This is a genomic window from Rhizobium sp. ZPR4 (assembly GCF_040215725.1).
Classification (GTDB): domain Bacteria; phylum Pseudomonadota; class Alphaproteobacteria; order Rhizobiales; family Rhizobiaceae; genus Rhizobium; species Rhizobium rhizogenes_D.
The window spans coordinates 1,564,404-1,586,371 of the sequence record NZ_CP157967.1; the positions used below are offsets into that span (position 1 = coordinate 1,564,404).

General features: G+C 60.5%; 25 protein-coding genes. 15 read left to right on the plus strand and 10 right to left on the minus strand.

From position 1 onward, the window contains the following. Positions 1–37: 37 nt before the first annotated feature. Together ABOK31_RS07750 and ABOK31_RS07755 are read left to right on the plus strand one after the other, a co-directional pair. Entirely contained in the window at positions 38–1,558 is a 1,521-nt protein-coding gene (locus ABOK31_RS07750) for a DEAD/DEAH box helicase (RefSeq protein ID WP_349958357.1), read from the plus strand. A 67-nt stretch (positions 1,559–1,625) separates the two neighbouring features. Beyond that, on the plus strand, positions 1,626–2,048 hold the full coding sequence (locus ABOK31_RS07755) for an NUDIX domain-containing protein (RefSeq protein ID WP_349958359.1): 423 nt from the start codon (positions 1,626–1,628) through the stop codon (positions 2,046–2,048). 3 nt (positions 2,049–2,051) lie between these two features. Here the strand turns inward: ABOK31_RS07755 and ABOK31_RS07760 are convergent, their stop codons facing one another. The 7 genes from ABOK31_RS07760 to ABOK31_RS07790 are packed head-to-tail and all read right to left on the minus strand — an operon-like array spanning position 2,052 to position 7,745. Next, positions 2,052–2,372, minus strand: a complete 321-nt coding sequence (locus ABOK31_RS07760) for a TfoX/Sxy family protein (RefSeq protein ID WP_174177468.1) — start codon at positions 2,370–2,372, stop codon at positions 2,052–2,054. Between the two features lie 3 nt (positions 2,373–2,375). Then, positions 2,376–4,010, minus strand: coding sequence for a molybdopterin-binding/glycosyltransferase family 2 protein (locus ABOK31_RS07765; protein ID WP_349958361.1), 1,635 nt, complete (start codon positions 4,008–4,010; stop codon positions 2,376–2,378). Beyond that, positions 4,007–4,714 (minus strand): XdhC family protein, encoded by a 708-nt coding sequence (locus tag ABOK31_RS07770; RefSeq protein WP_349958363.1) that lies wholly within the window; start codon positions 4,712–4,714, stop codon positions 4,007–4,009. The genes ABOK31_RS07765 and ABOK31_RS07770 overlap by 4 nt, the downstream gene beginning before the upstream one ends. Next, positions 4,714–5,043 carry an XdhC family protein gene (locus tag ABOK31_RS07775; protein WP_015340028.1) on the minus strand — a complete coding sequence of 110 codons (330 nt, stop codon included), beginning with the start codon at positions 5,041–5,043 and terminating at the stop codon, positions 4,714–4,716. Before ABOK31_RS07775 ends, ABOK31_RS07770 begins: the two co-directional genes overlap by 1 nt. Before the next feature lie 7 nt (positions 5,044–5,050). Further along, a complete protein-coding gene (locus ABOK31_RS07780) occupies positions 5,051–6,298 on the minus strand; it encodes a VWA domain-containing protein (RefSeq protein ID WP_349958365.1) in 1,248 nt (415 codons plus the stop codon). Positions 6,299–6,301: 3 nt separating this feature from the next. Further along, complete coding sequence (locus tag ABOK31_RS07785) at positions 6,302–7,231, minus strand: MoxR family ATPase (protein WP_349958367.1); 930 nt, start codon at positions 7,229–7,231, stop codon at positions 6,302–6,304. Between the two features lie 19 nt (positions 7,232–7,250). Beyond that, positions 7,251–7,745, minus strand: coding sequence for a flavin reductase (locus ABOK31_RS07790; RefSeq protein ID WP_349958368.1), 495 nt, complete (start codon positions 7,743–7,745; stop codon positions 7,251–7,253). Between the two features lie 168 nt (positions 7,746–7,913). On the opposite strand from ABOK31_RS07790, the gene ABOK31_RS07795 reads away from it, so the two are divergent. The 4 genes from ABOK31_RS07795 (at position 7,914) to purB (ending at position 11,691) form a co-directional block, all read left to right on the plus strand. Continuing rightward, positions 7,914–8,996, plus strand: a complete 1,083-nt coding sequence (locus tag ABOK31_RS07795) for an ABC transporter substrate-binding protein (protein WP_349958370.1) — start codon at positions 7,914–7,916, stop codon at positions 8,994–8,996. A gap of 80 nt (positions 8,997–9,076) precedes the next feature. Beyond that, complete coding sequence (gene rpe, locus ABOK31_RS07800; RefSeq protein ID WP_174177530.1) at positions 9,077–9,763, plus strand: ribulose-phosphate 3-epimerase; 687 nt, start codon at positions 9,077–9,079, stop codon at positions 9,761–9,763. A gap of 94 nt (positions 9,764–9,857) precedes the next feature. Further along, a complete protein-coding gene (locus tag ABOK31_RS07805; RefSeq protein ID WP_349958896.1) occupies positions 9,858–10,271 on the plus strand; it encodes a hypothetical protein in 414 nt (137 codons plus the stop codon). A 118-nt stretch (positions 10,272–10,389) separates the two neighbouring features. After that, positions 10,390–11,691, plus strand: a complete 1,302-nt coding sequence (purB, locus tag ABOK31_RS07810) for an adenylosuccinate lyase (protein WP_349958372.1) — start codon at positions 10,390–10,392, stop codon at positions 11,689–11,691. On the opposite strand, the gene ABOK31_RS07815 is transcribed toward purB, so the two are convergent. After that, positions 11,672–12,187 carry a low affinity iron permease family protein gene (locus ABOK31_RS07815; RefSeq protein ID WP_174177452.1) on the minus strand — a complete coding sequence of 172 codons (516 nt, stop codon included), beginning with the start codon at positions 12,185–12,187 and terminating at the stop codon, positions 11,672–11,674. The two genes, purB and ABOK31_RS07815, sit on opposite strands and share 20 nt — an antisense overlap. A gap of 86 nt (positions 12,188–12,273) precedes the next feature. Further along, entirely contained in the window at positions 12,274–13,074 is an 801-nt protein-coding gene (locus ABOK31_RS07820) for a DUF2189 domain-containing protein (RefSeq protein WP_349958898.1), read from the minus strand. A gap of 168 nt (positions 13,075–13,242) precedes the next feature. Between ABOK31_RS07820 and ABOK31_RS07825 the strand changes: the two genes are divergently transcribed. From ABOK31_RS07825 to ABOK31_RS07850, 6 genes are all read left to right on the plus strand, one after another. Beyond that, positions 13,243–13,797, plus strand: a complete 555-nt coding sequence (locus ABOK31_RS07825; RefSeq protein WP_349958373.1) for an alpha/beta hydrolase — start codon at positions 13,243–13,245, stop codon at positions 13,795–13,797. Positions 13,798–14,063: 266 nt separating this feature from the next. Then, positions 14,064–14,828 (plus strand): phosphoribosylaminoimidazolesuccinocarboxamide synthase, encoded by a 765-nt coding sequence (gene purC, locus ABOK31_RS07830; RefSeq protein ID WP_034504846.1) that lies wholly within the window; start codon positions 14,064–14,066, stop codon positions 14,826–14,828. A gap of 17 nt (positions 14,829–14,845) precedes the next feature. Continuing rightward, positions 14,846–15,088 carry a phosphoribosylformylglycinamidine synthase subunit PurS gene (gene purS / locus ABOK31_RS07835; protein WP_069613006.1) on the plus strand — a complete coding sequence of 81 codons (243 nt, stop codon included), beginning with the start codon at positions 14,846–14,848 and terminating at the stop codon, positions 15,086–15,088. A 103-nt stretch (positions 15,089–15,191) separates the two neighbouring features. Further along, positions 15,192–15,863, plus strand: a complete 672-nt coding sequence (purQ, locus tag ABOK31_RS07840; RefSeq protein ID WP_145317230.1) for a phosphoribosylformylglycinamidine synthase subunit PurQ — start codon at positions 15,192–15,194, stop codon at positions 15,861–15,863. Between the two features lie 123 nt (positions 15,864–15,986). Further along, positions 15,987–16,394, plus strand: a complete 408-nt coding sequence (locus ABOK31_RS07845) for a hypothetical protein (RefSeq protein ID WP_349958374.1) — start codon at positions 15,987–15,989, stop codon at positions 16,392–16,394. Positions 16,395–16,475: 81 nt separating this feature from the next. Beyond that, positions 16,476–17,009 (plus strand): AAA family ATPase, encoded by a 534-nt coding sequence (locus ABOK31_RS07850; protein ID WP_349958375.1) that lies wholly within the window; start codon positions 16,476–16,478, stop codon positions 17,007–17,009. Between the two features lie 42 nt (positions 17,010–17,051). Here ABOK31_RS07850 and ABOK31_RS07855 read toward each other — a convergent pair whose 3' ends face one another. Next, a complete protein-coding gene (locus ABOK31_RS07855) occupies positions 17,052–17,297 on the minus strand; it encodes a DUF1127 domain-containing protein (RefSeq protein WP_349958377.1) in 246 nt (81 codons plus the stop codon). A 105-nt stretch (positions 17,298–17,402) separates the two neighbouring features. Here ABOK31_RS07855 and ABOK31_RS07860 point away from each other — a divergent pair, with 105 nt between their 5' ends. The 3 genes from ABOK31_RS07860 (at position 17,403) to purL (ending at position 21,955) form a co-directional block, all read left to right on the plus strand. After that, positions 17,403–18,821 (plus strand): PLP-dependent aminotransferase family protein, encoded by a 1,419-nt coding sequence (locus tag ABOK31_RS07860; RefSeq protein WP_349958378.1) that lies wholly within the window; start codon positions 17,403–17,405, stop codon positions 18,819–18,821. A gap of 225 nt (positions 18,822–19,046) precedes the next feature. Continuing rightward, a complete protein-coding gene (locus ABOK31_RS07865; protein ID WP_349958379.1) occupies positions 19,047–19,553 on the plus strand; it encodes an acyloxyacyl hydrolase in 507 nt (168 codons plus the stop codon). 170 nt (positions 19,554–19,723) lie between these two features. Beyond that, a complete protein-coding gene (gene purL / locus ABOK31_RS07870; protein ID WP_349958381.1) occupies positions 19,724–21,955 on the plus strand; it encodes a phosphoribosylformylglycinamidine synthase subunit PurL in 2,232 nt (743 codons plus the stop codon). Positions 21,956–21,968: the final 13 nt, after the last annotated feature.

Below are 21,968 nucleotides of genomic sequence, written 5' to 3' on the forward strand. Positions count from 1 at the left end.
GGTGTTCGACTGAACCAAGACGGAATTAGTTTTCCCTTTGACAACATTTGCTGACCTTGGCCTGAGCCAAAAAGTCCTTTCCGCGGTGACTGACGCGGGTTACACCACACCGACTCCGATCCAGGCCGGTGCAATCCCCTTTGCGCTTCAGCGCCGCGACATCTGTGGCATTGCCCAGACCGGAACCGGCAAGACGGCTTCCTTCGTGCTGCCGATGCTGACGCTGCTCGAAAAGGGCCGCGCTCGCGCTCGTATGCCGCGCACGCTGATTCTTGAGCCGACGCGCGAACTCGCAGCGCAGGTCGCCGAAAACTTCGAGAAATACGGCAAGAACCATCGCTTGAACATCGCCCTGCTAATCGGTGGTGTGTCCTTCGAGGACCAGGATCGCAAGCTCGAACGCGGCGCCGATGTGCTGATCTGCACGCCCGGCCGCCTGCTGGACCATTTCGAGCGCGGCAAGCTACTGATGAGCGCGGTCGAAATCTTCGTGATCGACGAAGCCGACCGTATGCTTGATATGGGCTTCATCCCGGATATCGAGCGCATCGCCAAGCTCATTCCCTTCACGCGCCAGACCCTGTTCTTCTCGGCAACCATGCCGCCGGAAATCCAGAAGCTGGCCGACCGATTCCTGCAGAATCCGGAACGCGTCGAAGTCGCCAAGCCCGCTTCGACGGCCAAGACCGTCACGCAGCGCTTTGTTGCCTCGCACGGCAAGGACTACGAGAAGCGCGCCACGCTGCGCGATCTCATCCGCGCCCAGACGGATCTCAAGAACGCGATCATCTTCTGCAACCGCAAGAAAGACGTTTCCGACCTCTTCCGTTCACTGGATCGCCACGGCTTTTCCGCTGGCGCACTGCATGGCGACATGGACCAGCGCTCGCGCATGACCATGCTGCAGAACTTCAAGGATGGAAATCTGCAGCTGCTCGTCGCCTCTGATGTCGCCGCACGCGGCCTCGATATCCCCGATGTCAGCCACGTCTTCAATTTCGATGTTCCGATCCATTCGGAAGATTACGTTCACCGTATCGGCCGTACCGGTCGTGCAGGCCGCTCCGGCGCTGCCTTCACCATCGTCACGAAGCGCGACACCAAGCATGTCGACGCGATCGAGAAGCTGATCGGCGAAGATGTCCAGTGGCTGAACGGCGACCTTTCGGCGCTACCGCCGGCTGACGAGAGTGGTGACGACAACCGCTCCTCCCGCCGCCGTGACCAGAAGGGTAAGGGCCGCGATCGGGATCGCAGCCGTGGAGGCCGCAACGCCTCGAGTCATAAATCTGATATCGACGTCGAGGATAATGACGTCGTAGCGATCGAAGCAGCACCAGCAAAGGCCGAAAGCGTGAAGAACGAGCGCAAGTCTGAGAACAACAACAATAAGTCCCACAACGGTTCTCGCAACAACCACCGGCCCTTCCCTGCTGCCAATGACGATCACCGCGAGCGCCGCAACCGCTATCGCGATCAGGATGACGGCCCGACACCGGTCGGCTTCGGCGACGACATCCCGGCTTTCATGCTCATCGTGGCTAACGCCAAGGCCTGATAGATTCCGTGCAGACACGCAGCAGACCGGCTTGCCGGGCGCTGCGTCCAATCTCGGGATTTGAATATTGGGCAAGCCTGGCATCGATTTCCCAGGACTAGGAACAGGTCTCGCAATCTTGCGGGACGGCAAACTTTTGCTTTATCGGCGCGTCAAGGCGCCGGAAGCGGGCTTCTGGAGTATCGTCGGCGGCAAAGTCGACCATATGGAGCCAGCCGCCAAGGCCGCCATTCGCGAAGCGGAAGAGGAAAGCGGCCTTTCCATCGGCAGCATCGATTATCTCTGCACGCAGGAAGTCATCATCGAGGCCGATAGGCAACACTGGATCTCGCTGATCTACATCTGCAAGGACTTTTCCGGCGAACCTCGACTGATGGAGCCGGACAAGCTCTCCGATTTCGGCTGGTTCGGCCGCGGCGATCTGCCGGCTCAGCTTTCAGAGTTTGTCAAGGCAACGATCGCCCATTTGAGCGCAGAAGACTTTTGCTGACACCTATTTATCCGACCGAAGCGCAGCCTCATAGGCAAGCCGCACCCAGCGTGCCATTTCATCCGGATCATCAAAGGCGTCGTCAGGTACCGACCAATAGGGCATGTTGATAGCCTTGCCCTTCTTGCCCTCATAAGCCCAGCGTCGCGCGCCGGCTGCCTCGAACTCTGACGCGCTGGCATCGTCCGCTTTCAGGAGAATCTCATCATCCACCTCGAGCGCCAGGATGCGCCCCATGTGATAAATCCCCTTGCCGCCGAACATCCGCTTGATGGTGATCGGCCCGAGCGACTGAAACATCTCCTCGATATCGATATTGTCCATTCCCTACCCCTTCAAAACGCCGCCGGCCGCAACAACGGCCTCGGGCGTATCGACATCGAGATGTGCGGCCTCGCCGATCTCGACATCAATGACCGGAAGCCCCGATGTTTCGATAATATGCCGGGCGCCCACATCGCCCTCCAGCCGCATCACGGCGTTCAAGACGGAACGCGGCAGGATGACCGGATTGCCGCGCTTGCCGCCCGATACGGCCCGCACGATCGCCTGGCCGCTCGCCTCGCGGAAGGCGGCCATCAACACCTTCAAATCGTCGCTGGCGACGCCGGGCATATCGGCCAGCATGACGAGAACGCCATCGGCCTTTTGAGCCGCTCGCGTGCCGACGCCTGCAACCAGCGAACTGGCCATGCCGGAAGCATAATCCGGATTGAAGACCTGCTCGACGGCAAGCCCATCAAGCGCCTTCCCGATCTCATCCTGACGATGCCCGGTGACCGCAATAATATCGGACGCGCCGCTGGCAAGGGCGGTTGACGCCGAACGGCGCACCAGCGGCACGCCGTCGAATTCCGCCAGAAGCTTGTGCGAGCCACCCTCCCCCATGCGGCTCGCTTTTCCCGCAGCCAGCAGGACGATGGCAACCGATATCTCCGACGCCGGCTTGGCAGCTATGTCGCGCGGCCGCGGGCGCGATTGAATTTCCATGAGCAGCCCTCCAACACCCATGCCGCTGATATCCTGCGGCGTCAGTCGTTCGCCGGCTAATATGCGGTCCAGCACCCAGTCGAAACCATTCTCCTTCGGGCTGCGCGCGCATCCCGGCGCCCCGACGACATGAACATCGCCCACGCTGCCCAGCACCAACAGATTGCCCGGATCGACCGGCATGCCGACCTGAATGACCTCGCCACCAGCAAGCCGGATCGCTTCCGGAATGACGTCGCCGGCATCGATGACGGCCGAAGCCCCGAAAACGATCATCAGCTTCGGTAGCCGATCGGACGCAGCAAGGCCGCGACGGATCGCCCCCGCAACATCGGCTGCCCTATGAGCGACACGCTCTTCCCGCCGCAGTACACTGCCCGAAGGCTGCAGCCGCTGCGACAGTATTCGTGCAGTCTTGTCCATGACCGAGGCCTTCAGCGACGGCAGCTCCGTCGCAACAAGCGAAACGGCATGCGGCATGAAAGGCTTGACCTCGAAAACCGGCATTCGCCGCAGAATTTCGACACCTGCAGCGATTTTAGCTCCGGAAACGGCGAGCGGGATGATCTTGAAAGTCGCCACCATGTCGCCCGCTCGCACAGGCACATGGTCTGCAAGACAGGCAAGGGTGATCGCTGGGTCAAGACTGTTGATCCGATCCACCGCTATGCGATTTGCGACGAACAGTCCATCGACGGCGCTATGGACGTTCACACGCCCCGTCGTCGCCTCCGAGAACGTCAGATGATCGGGTTCGACCGCCCGCGCCAGTTGCTCGGCCGCCTCGTCTTCCATGAGGTCGCCCGGCTCGATACGTGCGGCAATGACTTGCTCTATGCCGGCGGCGGCGAGCCGTTTGATGTCTTCGCCGACAAGCCGATGTCCCTTGGAAAAACTACCATCGGCCAGCCGGACGGAATGTGCGAGAACAGCGCCCTCCGCCTCCGCCGTCAAAAATTCACCGAAGATCATAGCCCAGCGCCTTTTGGCGACGAGACATCCCGCCCGCGAAGCGAACCGATGATTTCAGCCAGAATGGCAACCGCGATCTCGGCCGGGCTTGCGGCACCGATGGGAAGCCCGATCGGCGCATGGATGCGGGCAAGCTCCACATCGTTCAAACCCTCGCGCTTCAAGCGTTCGAGCCGGCCGGCATGCGTCTTGCGGCTGCCGAGCGCACCGACGTAGAAACAGCCCGTCTTCAGCGCTTGAACGATAGGCTCGTCATCGATCTTCGGATCGTGGGTCACGGCGACCAGCGCCATATAGCTGTCGAGCGGCCGCTCCTCGAGTGCATCCACGGGCCAGTCGGCGATCAGGTCTATGCCTTCGAAACGCTCTCGTGTTGCAAAGGCGGTGCGCGGATCGATGATCGTCACGTCGAAGCCGGCAAGCGCGGCCATCCGCGCCAGAACCTGACTGATATGGACGGCGCCGATGATAACGATGCGCGGCGGCGGCAGATGCACGTTGAAGAACAGGCTCTGCCCGTCGACATCAAGCGCTGCGGACTTGCCCGAGCGGAATGCGGCTGAAGCAGCATCGGCCAAAGCGCCCTCCAGCGCATCGCCCTCGACGATGAGCCGATCCGGCCCTCCGGAAAGATCGGTGACGAGGATCGCCGCCTGCCGCCTGCGCCGCATCTCATTCAGCCGCGCCAGTATCTGCCGGTCCATCAGCCAAGCCTTTCAACATAGACGCGGATGCGGCCGCCGCATGAGAGTCCAACCCGCCACGCAGTCTCATCGGCAACGCCGAATTCCAGCATGCGTGATTTGCCGGTCTCGATGACGTCGAGCGCCTCGGTGATGACGGCGCCTTCGACACAGCCGCCGGAAACCGAGCCATGAAAATTACCCTCGCCGTCGATCACGAGATGACTGCCCGAGGGCCGTGGCGCCGAACCCCAGGTATCGACGACCGTCGCCATGGCCACGTTGCGGCCTGCCGACACCCATTCCTCCGCGATCACGAGCGGATCCAAGCTTTCGGATATATCTGACATCGGAGCCTCATTGCTTGCCGAGAAACCGTCGCGGATCATAGGCATCCGCGCGGCCGGCCGTGAGGGCCGATACGAGATCGGCCAGAGATAATAGATTGTGAACGGGACGGAATTCGTCAACATGCGGGAGCATCGCTTTTACACCGCGAGCGCGCGCCTCGAAACCCTCGAAGCGCAGCAAAGGGTTGAGCCAGATGAGCCGGCGACAGGAGCGATGCAGGCGATCCATCTCTTGCGTGAGCAATTCCACGCCCTCGCGCTCCAGCCCATCGGTAATCAAAAGGACGATCGCGCCCTGCCCGAGTACGCGGCGCGCCCATATCAGGTTGAATTCTTTCAGTGTCTCGCCGATGCGCGTCCCACCCGACCAGTCGCGCACCGCAGCCGCACATTCGTCCAGCGCCTGATCCGGGTCTTTGTGGCGCATCGCCCTGGTCACATTGGTCAAGCGCGTTCCGAACAGAAACGCATGGACGCGCCGGCGCCGCTCTGTCAGCACATGCAGGAAATGCAGGAAGATGCGCGTATATTGGCTCATCGAGCCGGAGATGTCGGCGAGCACGACCAGCGGCGGCTGTATTTCCTTCGGCCGTCGAAAGCGTGGCAGGATCAAGGCCCCTCCCGTGCGCAGGGCCGAGCGCATCGTCGCGCGCGGATCGACTTTCCCCGGTGTACGGGATGGCGCGAAGCGGCGTGTGCGCACGCGGTCCAACGGCAGTTGCAGCTTCTCAAGCTCCTTCTTGGCGAAAGCAATTTCCGCCGCCGACATCTGTGCGAAATCCAGGTGACGCAGAACCTCGCCTCCAGAGCTCGTAAATCGGGCATCGATCTCGATATCAGGTGTTTCGCGCTGCGGGCGCCGGTCGCTGCGGTCGCTCAGCAAGGCATCGCTTGCCCGGCTCTCACCTGGCTTCGGTTTTTCCTTCTCGCGATGATCGGGGGCGACGGGCGACATCATCGCGATCATCTTGGCGACGAGATCGCGCGAGCGCCAGAACAGCCGGAATGCTTCGTCGAAAACAGCGAGGTCTTCATGCCTCTTGACGAAGATCGAACAGAGGGCGGCATGAAACTCCTCGCGGGAACCGATGCCGATGGCCTCGACCGCTTCTATAGCGTCGGCAATCGCTCCAGGTCCGATCTTCAGCCCGGCCTTGCGCAGCGCTCGGCCGAACAGCACGATATTATCGGCAAGACGCCCGTCACCGGCTGGTGACGGCGCAACGATGATGCCATCCTGCACGCCCGGTTCCATGGCTCATCCCGCCGCCAGCAGTTCGGATTTGACTTCGTCCAACACCCGCTTGCCCTCGGCGCCCTGAATACGGGCGATATCGTCCTGATATTTCAGCAACGTGCCGAGCGTATCCGAAACCGTCTCCGGATCGAGGGCCAGCCGGTCGAGTTCCGTTAGGGCGGTCGCCCAGTCGATCGTCTCGGCGACGCCCGGGTTCTTGAAGAGATCGAGCGTGCGTAGCTTCTGTACATAGGCGACGATCTGGCGCGACAGCGCTTCGTTGCAGCCCGGCACCTTGCGGCGGATGATTTCAAGCTCCTGCTCGGCCTGCGGATAATCGACCCAATGATAGAGACAGCGGCGCTTCAAGGCATCATGCACCTCGCGCGTCCGGTTCGTGGTGATGATGACGATAGGTGGTTCCGCCGCGCGGATCGTCCCGAGCTCCGGTACCGTCACCTGAAAATCGGATAACACTTCCAGCAGAAATGCCTCGAAAGCTTCATCAGTGCGATCCAGTTCGTCGATCAGGAAGACCGGCGCCCGGCCGCCGACAGCCGACAGTGCCTGCAGGACCGGCCGGCGGATGAGATAGCGCTCCGAGAAGATGTCCGCCTCAATGCGGTCGCGATCGGTGAGGCCTGATGCCTCGGCGAGCCGTATTTCCAGCATCTGTGCCGGATAATTCCATTCATAGACAGCCGAGGAAACATCCAGCCCTTCATAACATTGCAGGCGGATGAGCGGCCGATCGAGCGCCTTCGACAGGACCTTGGCGATTTCGGTCTTGCCGACACCGGCCTCGCCCTCCAGAAAGAGAGGGCGCTTCATTTTCAATGCGAGAAAGAGGACCGTGCCGAGCGCGCGCCCCGCCAGATAGTCATGAGTGCCGAGCAACGCCATCGTCTCGTCGATCGAACTCGGCAGCGAAGGTAATGTCTGATCCGCCATGATAACTCCCTTGCAGGGGTTATAGCGCGTGATAGCCCCGGTTCATATAGAGCAATGCCGGCTTCGGCTCGCTGTAGCGTATGGCCATCACCTCGCCGAAGATGATGTTGTGCGTGGAGGCCTGCTTGATCTCGAGCACGCGGCAATCAAAGGCGGCAAGCGCGTCACTAAGCACAGGCGCTCCTGTCACCAACGTCTCGAATTTGCCGGCAGCGAAGCGCTGATCAACAGTCAGCTGCGTCTTGCCGGAAAAGGCATCGGCCAGGGATTGGTGGTCCGCACCCAGCGTATTCAGGGCGAAGATACCGCTTTTGAAGAAGATCTCGTTTTTCTCGTTGCTGTTGTTGAGGCAGATCAGAACCGTCGCAGGGCTATCCGACACCGAGCAAGCGGCGGTGATCGTCACGCCACGCCGCTCGGCACCGAGCGCCGTCGTCACCAGCTGCACATGCCCCGCATAGCGGCTCATGGCATCGCGATAAAGCGCCGGGTCCATACGTTGCCTGTCTAGCACCACCGTCTCCTTTGTTGAGTCGTGCTTGCCTAACATTCAATATGACGGTCAGGGGTTAGCTTTTCTACAATAGCATTATTGAAAACGGAGCGATTTTGCTGCTTTTTCTTTGACGATGCCCTGCAGACGGATAAATAGGGCAGGAAAATTGTCCGGGATACTGCATCGATGAACGTTCTGCGTCGCCTTCCGCTCCTGTTTGCGCTGCTTTCGGCAGCCAGCAGCAGCTATGCCGCAGGAATTCACATTGGCGTCGTGGCACCGCAGGACGGTAATTTCGCGACGCTCGGCGCACAAATCATCGCTGGCGCAAATTTCCAGATCCAGGCCCAAAAGGATACGGCGACCGTCGTCAATGAGCCCTGCACGGAGGATGGCGGTCGGGCCGCCGCCGAAGCGCTGGTGGCAGCCAAAGCACAGGTCGCAATCGGCTTTCTCTGCACCGAGACCCTGGAGGGCGCATTACCGCGCCTCAAGGATGCCGGTATTCCCGTCATCACCGTTTCCGTGCGTTCGCGCATTCTCATGGAGGATGCATTGAAGAACGGATGGCCGCTGTTTCGCCTGGCTCCGGTCGACAGCGCCGAGGCCGCCTTGGCCATCGACACTATCCTGAAAAACTGGGCGGCCGAACCGATGGCGCTGATCGACGATGGCACGATCCACGGCCGCGAACTGGTCGGCGCGATCCGCAATGCGCTTGAGGAAAAAGGTCTGAAGCCGGTTTTCACCGATACCTACCGCCCAGGCCAGGATCAGCAGATCGCGCTTGTACGCCGTCTGAAGAAAGCGGGCGCGACGCGCGTCTTCGTCGGCGGCGACCGCAGCGATGTCGCCATCATCGCCCGCGACGCCAAGAGCGAAAACATCCCGCTGGTCCTTATGGGCGGCGATGCCATGCGCGCTTCCGACCAGCCGGTGCCATTGCTGGAGGGCGTGCAGGCGATCGCTCTGCCCGACTATGCAAGCCTGCCGTCGGCGCAACAGACCATCCAGGCCATGCGCGCCAGCGGCATCGAACCGGATGGGTATATCCTGCCGGCCGCAGCAGCGGCTCAGGTCGCCAGCCAGGTAGTGGACGGCGCCAAGGCGGACAGCAAGCCCATTGTCGACAAGCTCGTCGGAACGGTGTTCCAGACGGCGATCGGTCCGATCTCATTCGGACAGAACCACGAATTGACCGAAAATCCCTATCGCCTGCTGGAATGGCGCGGCAATGCCTTCGTGCCGGTGACGGCGCCGTCGAATTGAGGTGAACCGCTCGGGCGGTTGTCCGCCCTCAAGAGCGGTGCTAATCCAGACGCGAAAAACAGATGGAGTTCAGCTTAGCCATGACCTTGCCGATCCGCATTGCCCCTTCCATTCTCGCCGCCGACTTCGCCAAGCTTGGGCAGGAAGTCAAGGATGTGACCGAAGCCGGAGCCGACTGGATCCATCTCGATGTCATGGACGGTCATTTCGTGCCGAACATCTCCTTCGGCGCCGATGTCATCAAGGCGCTGCGGCCCTATACATCAGCCACCTTTGATTGCCATCTGATGATCTCGCCCGCCGATCCCTATCTGGAAGCCTTCGCCAAGGCCGGCTGCGACCGCATCACGGTCCATGCCGAAGCCGGCGTGCATCTGCATCGTTCGCTGCAGACGATCCGTCATCTCGGCAAGAAGGTTGGAGTCACCCTCAACCCGGCAACACCGCTTTCCATTCTGGAAAACGTGCTCGACGATATCGACCTGATCCTGATCATGTCGGTCAATCCGGGCTTCGGTGGCCAGAAGTTCATCCCCGCCATGGCCGACAAGATCCGCAAGGCCAAGTCCATGATCGGTGACAGGCCGATCGAACTCGAAGTCGACGGCGGTGTCTCGGTCGAAACCGCGCCTCTCATCACGGCCTCCGGCGCCAACGTCCTCGTGGCCGGCTCTGCCATCTTCAAGGGCGAATCGGTCGAAGCCTATCGCCAGACCGTCGGCGATCTCCGGGCTGCCGCCGAACGAGGCCGCGTTGGATCAAACTAATCCGACCAATGTCATTACAGCGACGGGCCGGACACGGACCGTCGCCTCGCATTGTTTGGAAATCTTCGCTGGTGCGATCGGCTGGGGCGCGGCCATGGCCGCCTCGGTAATCGCGGCACTCTATTTGCGCAATGGCCTTCAGACCAGCCACCTCACCGCGCTCACGCTCGTCTACTTCTTCGGCGGCGCCCTCTCCTGGCCCGTTCTCGTGCCGCTTGCCCGGCGTTTTACCCGCCAGCGGCCAACCGGCGCGCGCTTTGCTGCCTTCTTTCTGGTGCTATCTGTCGGCACCGCGGCCATGACGGCATTCTTGTTCGCCATGGACTATCGCTGGTTCTATTCGCGCTGGCACGCGCCGTTCGGTTCGCTCATCTGGATCTTCCAGTTTCTGTTCACCGGCGCCAGCGCCGTCTACCAGTTCGCCGTCCTCGGCCTCACCTTGTTTCTGCCGCTCGGCCTGGTTTGCCTGATCGTCGTTTCGGCCTATCTTGCACGACAGGCGCGTTGAAGCCTCGCGAAAGATCAGTCCGACAACATTGTGCCCATGAAACATTGTGATTACCGCCCGTCTTTGTTATGGGGGCGCCGAGTTCTCTTTTCCCGTTAGCCAAGAAAGCTTTGAGCCAATGATCCCGCGCTACTCCCGACCGGAAATGGTTGCCATCTGGTCTCCCGAAACCAAGTTCCGTATCTGGTTCGAGATCGAGGCCCATGCTTGTGATGCGCTGGCCGCTCTCGGCGTCATTCCGAAATCCGCAGCGGACACCATCTGGGAAAAGGGTGGCAAGGCTACTTTCGACGTGGCGCGTATCGACGAAATCGAAGCCGTCACCAAACACGACGTCATCGCATTCCTGACGCATCTGGCCGAAATCGTCGGGCCGGACGCCCGTTTCGTCCACCAGGGCATGACCTCCTCCGACGTGCTCGACACCTGCTTCAACGTTCAGCTCGTGCGCGCCAGCGATCTGCTGCTCGCCGATATCGACAAATTGCTGGAAGCCCTGAAGCGCCGCGCTTTCGAGCATAAGGACACTGTGACCATCGGCCGTTCGCATGGCATCCATGCCGAACCCACCACCTTCGGCGTCAAGCTAGCGCTGGCCTATGCCGAATTCGAGCGCTGCAAGCAGCGCCTGATCGCGGCTCGCGAGGAAGTCGCCACCTGCGCCATCTCCGGCGCTGTCGGCACCTTCGCCAATATCGACCCGCGCGTCGAAGAGCATGTCGCAGCAGCCCTCGGCCTGAAGCCGGAGCCGGTCTCGACCCAGGTCATCCCGCGCGACCGTCATGCGATGTTCTTCGCCACGCTTGGCGTCGTCGCCTCCTCGATCGAGCGTCTGTCGACCGAAATCCGCCATCTGCAGCGCACCGAAGTTCTGGAAGCCGAAGAGTATTTCTCGCCGGGCCAGAAGGGCTCGTCGGCCATGCCGCACAAGCGCAATCCGGTGCTGACGGAAAACCTGACGGGTCTTGCCCGCATGGTCCGCTCCTACTCCATCCCCGCCATGGAGAACGTCGCCCTCTGGCATGAGCGCGATATCTCGCACTCCTCCGTCGAACGTATGATCGGCCCGGACGCGACCGTCACGCTCGATTTTGCGCTGGCTCGCATCACCAGCGTCATCGACAAACTGCTGGTCTACCCGGACAATATGATGAAGAATTTGAACAAGTTCCGCGGACTTGTTCATTCGCAGCGTGTGCTGCTGGCGCTGACCCAGGCTGGCGTGTCCCGCGAGGATTCTTACCGTCTGGTCCAGCGCAACGCCATGAAGGTCTGGGAAGAAGGCAAGGATTTCCTCGAGGAATTGCTCGCCGACCAGGAAGTACGTGCCGCCCTTTCGGAAGAGGACATCCGCGAAAAATTCGATCTTGGCTATCACACCAAGCATGTCGACACGATCTTCAAGCGGGTTTTCGGCTAGAATTTCCCGCTTTCGATTGCGCTTTTCCTGAGGCGGTGCGGCTGACGCGCCGCCTCTTTCTTTTATTCGCGGATTTGGTTGCGATAGCGCGATCATGCTCGATGCTGTCGCCAGCCTTGCCCTCGTGTTGTTCATGATGGCGCTTCGCCGCCTTCTCGACCAGCCAATCGAGATGCTTCAGATCCTCTTCATCGAGATTCTCGATCCCGACAAAGCGGTTCTCGGCCGCGCTCGTCAGGATGAGTTCGTTTAGCTTCGCCTGGATGGCCCGCGTATCGCGCGTCTGCGCATTCTGGAGCAGGAAAACCATCAGAAAGGTGACGATGGTCGTGCTGGTATTGATGACCAGCTGCCATGTGTCGGAGTAGTCAAAGATTGGCCCCGTAGTGCCCCAGAGAACGACGGAGAACAGGGCGAGCACGAAGATGGCCGGTTTGCCGGTCCATTCCGAGACAACGACTGCGAAACGAGTGAAAATATGCGTAAGCCGCGCCATGATCCGCATCTCCTGATGATGCGGATCAACGTAAGAAACCGCGCTCCGGTTCCAATGATGACGGCTTCCGCCGATGCCGGCTTTATCTAGCCCTCGGCCACAATCAGCTTGCGATAGAGGTGCCAGGATGCATGACCGAGAACCGGCATGACAACCGCCAGCCCGGCAAAGATCGGGATGGTGCCGACCACCAGCAGCACCGCCACGATCAGGCCCCAGACCGCGATCGGCACCGGATTGGTCAGCGTCGCCCGGATGCTGGCGTCGATCGCGGCGACGACCCCGACATCACGATCCAGCAGCAGCTGGAAAGTAACGACAGTTGTCACCAGCGCGACGAGAGCGAAGACGAAGCCGATCAGATCGCCCCAAACCATCATCGCCATGCCCTCGCGCGTCGTCAGCACGCTCGACACGAAGGATGAAAGCGTCGGAGGGACACCATCGCCGAAATAAGTGAAGTAGATGCTCTGCGCCACGAAGAGCCAGACAATGAACAAGCCGAACAGCATGAGACCGGCGACGATGATCGACGGCAACGCCGACGAGAAGCGTACATCGAACGCGTGGCTCCATGACGTATCCAGCCCCTTTTCCCGCCGCCGGCTGATCTCGTAAAGACCTATCGCGGCGAGAGGTCCGAGCAGGGCAAAGCCGGACATCAGCGGAAACAGCAAGGGCAGCAGATTCTGGTCGGTGCTCCAGATCGCCAACGCAATGCCGGCTATCGGATACATCAGGCACAAGAAGACATAATGCGATGGCTTTTCGCTGAAATCGTCCAGCCCCATCTTCAGGGCATCGACGAGATCGGCGATACCGATCTTACGGATGGCGGGACGCGTAAAAGTGTGGTCCGCTCCGGCCATGACGTGAAAGGCCGTCATAATGCTCTCCTCCTCAACCGTGGTGCTCGGCTGGCGGTGCAGGATGGCGGCAAAATGGTTGCCGACATCGTCATTCGCTACCGGCAACGGCGATCCTAGCAAATTTTGCCGCAATTGTCGCCTTTTTCCCTTGACAGTTGGGCTCCCCTTTTCCACATCGGCGAAATCATGAAAGCCTCCGACGCAAACATTCTCATCATCCCCGGCTATACCAATTCCGGCCCCGACCACTGGCAGACGCGCTGGGAGCAGAAGCTCTCAACCGCGCGGCGCGTGGAACAGGCGGAATGGTCGAAGCCTGTGCGCGATGATTGGGTTGCCCGTATCGCCGGGGAGGTGAATGCCTCGGACAAGCCCGTCGTGCTTGTCGCGCATTCGCTCGGCGTTCCCTCGGTGATCCATGCGATCCCGCATTTCCGCAACAAGGTCGCAGGCGCCTTCTTCGTCGCGCCGCCCGATGTTGCCAATCCGGCCATCAGGCCGAAGCATCTGATGACCTTCGGCCCCTATCCGCGCGATCCCCTGCCGTTTCCGTCGATCACGATCGCTAGCCGCAACGATCCCTTCGGCAGCTACGAACATGCTGATGAAATCGCCAACAGCTGGGGTTCGATGCTGATCGATGCCGGCGAGGCCGGCCATATCAACACCGAATCCGGCCACGGCCCCTGGCCTGAAGGCACGATGGTCTTTGCCAAGTTTCTCAGCCAGCTGAAGCCGTAGTATTATCGGTAATTGACGTTGGATAGAGGCATGCCTCGCCTCACTAGCCTGTGAAGTACCGGGCACCTTCATTCCATCGTCAGATAAAAGCCTGTAAAACAGGCCATGACTGGACCCCGAATCTTGCTTTGGCACCCCGCCAGGGCCGGAATTCCGAGGAAGGAGGCGCAGGCGGATTGTGAATTCGCTTCTTATCCGTTATGGGGACGCCCACACACGATCCACTTGCGCTGTCCCATGAGCGCCAAAGACAGAGAACAATACCAATGAACCGTCGCCGCCGTATTTACGAGGGCAAGGCCAAGATCCTTTACGAGGGGCCTGAGCCGGGCACGCTGATCCAGTTCTTCAAGGACGACGCCACCGCCTTCAACAAGAAGAAGCACGAAGTCATCGATGGCAAGGGTGTTCTGAACAATCGCATCTGCGAGTATATCTTCAGCCATCTGAACAAGATCGGCATCCCCACGCATTTCATCCGCCGCCTCAACATGCGCGAGCAGCTGATCAAGGAAGTGGAGATGATTCCGCTCGAGATCGTCGTGCGCAATGTCGCCGCCGGCTCGCTCTCCAAACGCCTCGGCATCGAGGAAGGCGTGGTTCTGCCGCGCTCGATCATCGAATTCTACTACAAGTCCGACGCGCTCGAAGACCCGATGGTCTCCGAAGAGCACATCACGGCTTTCGGCTGGGCCAATCCCGCCGAGCTCGACGACATCATGGCGCTTGCCATCCGCGTCAACGACTTCATGACCGGCCTCTTCCTCGGCGTCGGCATTCAGCTGGTCGATTTCAAGATCGAATGCGGCCGCCTCTTCGAAGGCGACATGATGCGCATCATCCTCGCCGACGAAATCTCGCCGGACAGCTGCCGTTTGTGGGATATCGAAACCCGCGAAAAGATGGACAAGGACCGCTTCCGTCGCGACATGGGCGGCCTGCTCGAAGCCTATTCCGAAGTGGCTCGCCGCCTCGGCATCATCAATGAAAACGAACCCGTGCGCGGCACGGGACCGGTTCTCGTCAAGTAAGTTCAGGAAGGACAATCGTGATCAAGGCTCGTGTAACCGTCACGCTGAAGAACGGCGTTCTCGATCCGCAGGGCAAGGCAATCGAAGGCGCACTCGGCGCACTCGGCTTTGACGGCGTCCATCAGGTCCGCCAGGGCAAGGTCTTCGATCTCGAGCTGGAAGGTACCGACAAGAACAAGGCCGAAGCCGATCTCAAGGCCATGTGCGAAAAGCTTCTCGCCAATACGGTCATCGAGAACTTCAGCATTTCGATCGACTGATTGTCCTCTTTCGCGAGCCATCCTTTCTTTGCCTGAGGCAATGGAGTATGGCTCACGAAGCACATTCCAGCGATTACTCTTCGCCTATTGCGGGAACAGCACCATGAAATCAGCAGTCGTCCAACTCCCCGGCCTCAATCGCGATCGCGACATGATCGCGGCGCTGACCAAGATTTCCGGTCAGGCACCAGTGACCGTCTGGCAGACGGAAACCGAGATACCGGATGTCGACTTGATCGTCATTCCCGGCGGCTTCTCCTACGGCGACTACCTGCGCTGCGGCGCGATCGCGGCTCGCATGCCGATCATGCAGGCGATCAAGGACAAGGCCGATAAGGGCGTCAAGGTTTTGGGCGTCTGCAACGGTTTCCAGATTCTGCTGGAAGCCGGCATGCTGCCGGGCGCGCTGATGCGCAATGCCTCGCTGAAATTCGTCTGCCGCGAAGTGAAGCTTGAAGTCGTCAATGCCGAGACGGATTTCACCGCCGCCTATGCCAAGGGCCAGGTCATCCGCAGCCCGGTCGCACATCATGACGGCAATTATTTTGCCGATGCCGAGACGCTGAAAGCGATCGAAGACAATGGCCAGGTGGTCTTCCGCTATGCCGAAGGCACGAACCCCAACGGCTCGGTCAACGATATCGCCGGCGTCATGAATGCCAAGGGCAATGTGCTCGGCATGATGCCGCATCCGGAAAATCTGATCGAGGCAGCCCATGGCGGCAGCGACGGCCGCGGCCTCTTCGCCTCCGCGCTCGGCGTTGTTGCAGCCTGATCATTGGCCAATTCGCGATCGAAACCATAAAATCGGCGTCTTTGCAGAAATAAGCAGGGCGCCGGTTGGGTATCCGGCAACCTTCGACAGAACAGCATAAACCGCCTCATTGGAAAGAGATCGATGCGCCCTCGCCTCCCGACAGGACTTTATTCCGCCGCTGCCATCGCGATGCTTGGACTGCTGGTCACCTCGTGCGGTCCGCGTCCGCCGAGCATCACCGCGACCGATCACAGCGCCCTGTCGACGATGGAGCGCATCATGCTCAGTGCCAATGCCTGCTGGTTCAAGTCTTCGGACCCGGCTTTTGCTAGCTATCAGCTTGCTCCGGAACTCAATTCCTTTACCGGTCGCCCACGCATCCTCGTGGTCGACAAGAAACATCCGACCGGCAGGCCGTCGCTCGTTGTGCAAGCGGAAGGCAATCCCGCACAGCTGCAGGCCTTCGGTCCGATGATGGGCGGCGCCTCCGGCGGCCGTATCACGGGCGACGTCAATCGCTGGGCTGGCGGCTCAAAGGCTTGCAGCTAAGTCGATGGCCCTAGGTTTTCCCGCTTCCCGGGGGGCCTCGCAGCCGGCGCATGACGTGCCCTCTACGCAGGGATCATTGTCATGGACAGATTTATCATTCTCTCGGGCTGCTCCGGCGGCGGCAAATCGACGTTGCTTGAGGCGCTCAAGCGCCGTGGCCATCACGTGGTCGAAGAACCGGGACGTCGCATTGTTATAGAGGAATTGCAAGGCGACGGTTCTGCCCTGCCGTGGGTTGACGCACCGGCATTTGCCCACCGGGCGATCGCCATGTCGCTGGCCGACCGCGAGACGGCTGCAAAATTATCCGGCATGGTCTTTTTCGACAGAGGACTGATCGACGCCGTATCGGCGCTCGAACACCTGACGGGCGAACCTGTCCTGGCTTCGCTCGGCCAATTGCACCGCTACAACACACATGTCTTCCTGACACCGCCATGGTCGGAAATCTATGTCGGCGATCGCGAGCGAAGACACGATCTTACGGCGGCGGTCGAGGAATATGACCGGCTGAGCGCCGCATATCCCGCACTCGGCTACGAGGTCCATATCCTGCCGAAAATCGGCGTCGAGGAGCGCGCCGATTTCGTTCATTCCGTTCTGGGTCTCAAGTAAATGCCAGGCAGGTTGATGCCGAGATAGGCTCGCGCCGTCAGCTCAATCCCAAAAGAACGACTTATTGACTTCCTTTGCCGCCTCGCGACGCGTCAGGCCAATGTCGAGCAACTGATCGTCCGTCAAATCTCGCAGCGCCCGCCGTCCCTCGCGCTTCTCCAGCCAATGCGCGTAAAGCGCCCACAGCCGGCGCATCAGATACGGCCTTGGCTGCGCCGCTCTAATTCCCACGCCCGCCGCGCGGGGATCTCCCGCTTCGGTCGAACAGATTGTAGCCATTGTACTCATCCTCATTTCCACATGACGGTGACAATTTCGATGCATCGAGCCAAACGATACAAATTGACTCATACTCTTGACTCGATGACAGGGACAATCTAGGAAATTGTCATTATGACAAATTGGCTGCCTGACATTTCCAGCGGAACCGGCCCGGTCTATATCCGCGTCGCGGACGCCATAGAACACGCCATTACCCACGGCGTATTGCCGCCAGGCACGAAATTGCCGCCACAGCGCAATCTTGCCTATGATATCGGTGTGACCATCGGCACAGTGAGCAGGGCCTATGCCCTCGTGCACGAACGCGGCCTCGTGGCCGGCGAAGTCGGCCGCGGCACCTATGTTCTGGAGCGCTCGAACGGCAAGCAGATCGAGCTCGTCGATCCGATCACGCAGGCCCTCGCCGGTACCCGCGGCCTGAATACGCCGGATGCCAAGATCCGTTTTGACACAACCGCCGCCCCCGACATCGGCCAGGGCGCGATCATCGGCAAACTCTTTGCCGACATCAGCAGCGAGCACCAGACGGAAATCTCCTCCTATTCGCGGAACTTCCCGGCAAGCTGGTTTGAGGCGGGGCAGATCTGGCTTGCCCGTAACGGCTGGCAGCCGGCAATCGATACAATCGTGCCGACGCTCGGCGCCCATGCCGGCACCATTGCGGTCATATCAGCCGTTACCTCGCCGGGCGACAAGATCGTCTTCGAGAATCTCACCTATACGCAGATCAGCCGCGCCGCGCGCCTACTCGGACGCCGCACGATCCTGGTGGATTCGGATGAGCACGGCATGATCCCCGAAGATTTCGAGCGCCTGTGCCAGCAGCAGCATCCGCGCCTCGCCTTCCTGATGCCGACAGCCCATAATCCCACGCTGGTGACAATGCCCGAGGCAAGACGCCGGGCGATTGCCGCCATTGCGCGCCGGCACAGCGTCTGGCTGATCGAGGACGACCTATATGGCGGCATGACCGGCGACCAGAACCCACTGATGGCCGACATCGCGCCGGAACGGACTTTCGTGGTCAGCAGCCTGTCGAAATCGGTGACGGCTGGCGTGCGCGGCGGCTGGGTCGCCTGCCCGCCACATTTCGCCCAGCGCATCAAAGTCACCCATAAGATGACGACGGGCGGCCTGCCCTTCATCCTGGCCGAAACCTGCGCCCGGCTCGTCCTTGGCGGTCACGCCTTGGAATTGCGTCGCAAGGCGGTCGAAGAAATCAAGGCACGCGAGCAGCTGGCGCGTGAAGCAATGGCGGGCTTTGAATTCAATTCGCATCCGCATCTGCCGTTCCTGTGGCTGAAGCTGCCCGAACCCTGGCTATCGGGCACATTCAAGAACGCCGCCCTTACCGAGGGGGTGTTGATCGATGATGAAGACGAGTTCAAGGCGGCTCGAATCGAACGGGTTTTCCACAGGGTCCGTGTCGCCTTTTCGTCGCCTCCACAGCGAGAAGATGTCGCCGCAGGCTTCATGACATTACGCAGGTTGCTGGAAAACGGCTCATCGGGTTACGATAGTCACATTTAAGCAAGCCTTATCAATTTATCGACAGACATCTTGCGCAATTGCGATTTCGCCATCTCGACACTTAGCACGCTACCATTCTATCAATAAAAAATGAGGATTCGCCCGCTACACTAGGGGGAGTGCATGGCTATTGCAGACTTTGTAAGCAAGCATTTAGTTACGAGTTTTCTGGCAGTCAGTTCGATAATTGTTGCAGGTCAATCCGTCGCAACCGCTGCAGACGCGGTGGCCGCCACCCCTGCCCCTCAAGTCAAGATATTCGATGAATTGCGCTTCGGCGCAAGCGGCTCTATCCAGAACGGTAATGAGCACGAGAACGGTGTGTTTCCAGATGTCCAGGTACTCTTCAATCCGTTCGGCTATAACCCGACCGCCGACTGGAAGGATCAGCTGACCCATCCGCGTATTCACCTCGGCACATCGATCGGCACAGCGGGCTCTGCGACGCAGGTCTATGGCGGCCTTTCCTGGACGCTGACCCATAGCAACGGCATCTTCACGGAAGTCGGCTTCGGTGGAACCTGGCATAACGGCAATATCGATAACTGGAGAGAACACGGCCCGATGCTCGGCTGTCGCTTTCTTTTCCGCGAATATGCCGGGCTCGGATACAATTTCGACAGCCATTGGAACATGATGGCGCAGATCGCGCATTCCTCGAATGCCAATCTTTGCGACGGCCACAACGGCGGCATGACGCGTGTCGGCCTCATGGTCGGCTACAAATTCTGATTTCGTGGAGCGGCCGCCAATGGCCGCTCGCTTGACTTCTTCGGCATGAATGCCGGCGTGTTGTGAACGCCGGTGATTTTCCTGTCGCACGACAGGGAGACTTGCGCTAAAGAGACCCCGATCCCTGACCGGTCTTCCAATCCTTTACAGGCAAGGACACTCGAGCGCCCATGACCATTTCCAATTCGATCCAGATCACCCCCGAACTGATTGCCGCCCACGGCCTCAAGCCGGATGAATATCAGCGCATTCTGGATCTGATCGGCCGCGAACCCACCTTTACCGAGCTCGGCATCTTTTCGGCCATGTGGAACGAGCACTGCTCGTACAAGTCTTCCAAGAAGTGGCTCCGCACGCTGCCGACCAAGGGACCGCGCGTCATCCAGGGTCCAGGCGAGAATGCCGGTGTCGTCGATATCGACGATGGCGACTGCGTGGTCTTCAAGATGGAAAGCCACAACCACCCCTCCTACATCGAGCCCTATCAGGGCGCTGCCACAGGCGTCGGCGGCATCCTGCGCGACGTCTTCACTATGGGCGCTCGCCCGGTCGCCGCCATGAACGCGCTGCGCTTCGGCGAGCCCGATCATCCGAAGACCCGCCATCTCGTTTCCGGCGTTGTTGCCGGCGTCGGCGGCTATGGCAATTCCTTCGGCGTTCCGACAGTCGGCGGCGAAGTCGAGTTCGATGCGCGCTACAACGGCAATATCCTCGTCAACGCCTTCGCGGCCGGCCTTGCCAAGTCCAATGCCATCTTCCTGTCGGAAGCCAAGGGCGTCGGCCTGCCCGTCGTCTATCTCGGCGCCAAGACCGGCCGTGACGGTGTCGGCGGCGCGACCATGGCATCGGCCGAATTCGACGAATCGATCGAAGAAAAGCGCCCGACCGTTCAGGTCGGCGACCCCTTCACCGAAAAATGCCTTCTGGAAGCCTGCCTGGAGCTGATGCAGACGGGCGCCGTCATCGCCATTCAGGACATGGGGGCCGCCGGCCTCACCTGCTCGGCCGTCGAAATGGGCGCCAAGGGCGACCTCGGCATCGAACTCGATCTCGACAAGGTGCCGGTGCGCGAAGAGCATATGACGGCTTACGAAATGATGCTGTCGGAAAGCCAGGAGCGTATGCTCATGGTACTGCAGCCGGAAAAGGAAGCCGTCGCCAAGGCGATCTTCGTCAAGTGGGGCCTGGATTTTGCTATCGTCGGCAAGACGACCGACGATCTGCGCTTCCGCGTCATCCATCAAGGCGAGGAAGTCGCCAACCTGCCGATCAAGGATCTCGGCGACCAGGCGCCGGAATATGACCGTCCCTGGCGTGAATCCGACAAGCGCGCTGCCCTGCCCGCCGATCTCGTTGCCGCGCCGGCAGACTACGGTCAGGCTCTGCTGACACTCGTTGGCTCCGCCAACCAGTCCAGCCGCCGCTGGGTCTACGAACAGTACGACACGCTGATCCAGGGCAACTCGCTGCAGCTTCCCGGCGGTGACGCCGGCGTCGTCCGCGTCGAAGGCCATCCGACCAAGGCCCTCGCCTTCTCCTCCGACGTCACCCCTCGTTATGTCGAAGCCGATCCGTTCGAAGGCGGCAAACAGGCCGTGGCGGAATGCTGGCGCAACATCACCGCAACCGGCGCTGAGCCGCTGGCTGCGACCGACAACCTGAATTTCGGCAATCCGGAAAAGCCCGAAATCATGGGCCAGTTCGTCGGCGCCATCAAGGGCATCGGCGAAGCCTGCCGTGCACTGGATTTCCCGATCGTCTCCGGCAACGTCTCGCTCTACAATGAAACCAACGGCGTCGCGATCCTGCCGACCCCGACCATTGCTGGCGTCGGCCTGCTGCCGGACTGGAAGGCGATGGCTCGCATCGGCTCCGCCTCCGAAGGCGACCGCGTGCTGATGATCGGCCTCGACGGCAGCCATCTCGGCTCGTCGATCTATCTTCGCGATATCATTGGCTCGACCGATGGCCCGGCCCCGGAAGTCGATCTCTTTGCCGAACGCCGCAACGGCGACTTCATCCGCTCAGCAATCCGCAACGGCCAGGTCACGGCCTGCCACGACATCTCATCCGGCGGTCTCGCACTCGCCCTGGCAGAAATGGCGATGGCATCCCGCAAGGGTCTGCGCATCGACCTCAGCGAAGGCCGGACGCTGCCGCATGCAGCACTTTTCGGGGAAGATCAGGCCCGCTACGTGATCGCGGTTCCTGCCGATGTCGCTGATTTCGTCTGCATCAACGCCGAAAGTGCCGGCGTGCCCTTCCGCCGTCTTGGTACGGTCGGCGGTGACGCACTCGTTGTCGATGGCCTGTTAACGCTTCCGGTTGAACAGTTGCGCGAGGCGCATGAATCGTGGTTTCCTGCCTTCATGGACGGCAGCGCGCTCGCTGCCGCTGAATAATCGAGGTACCACT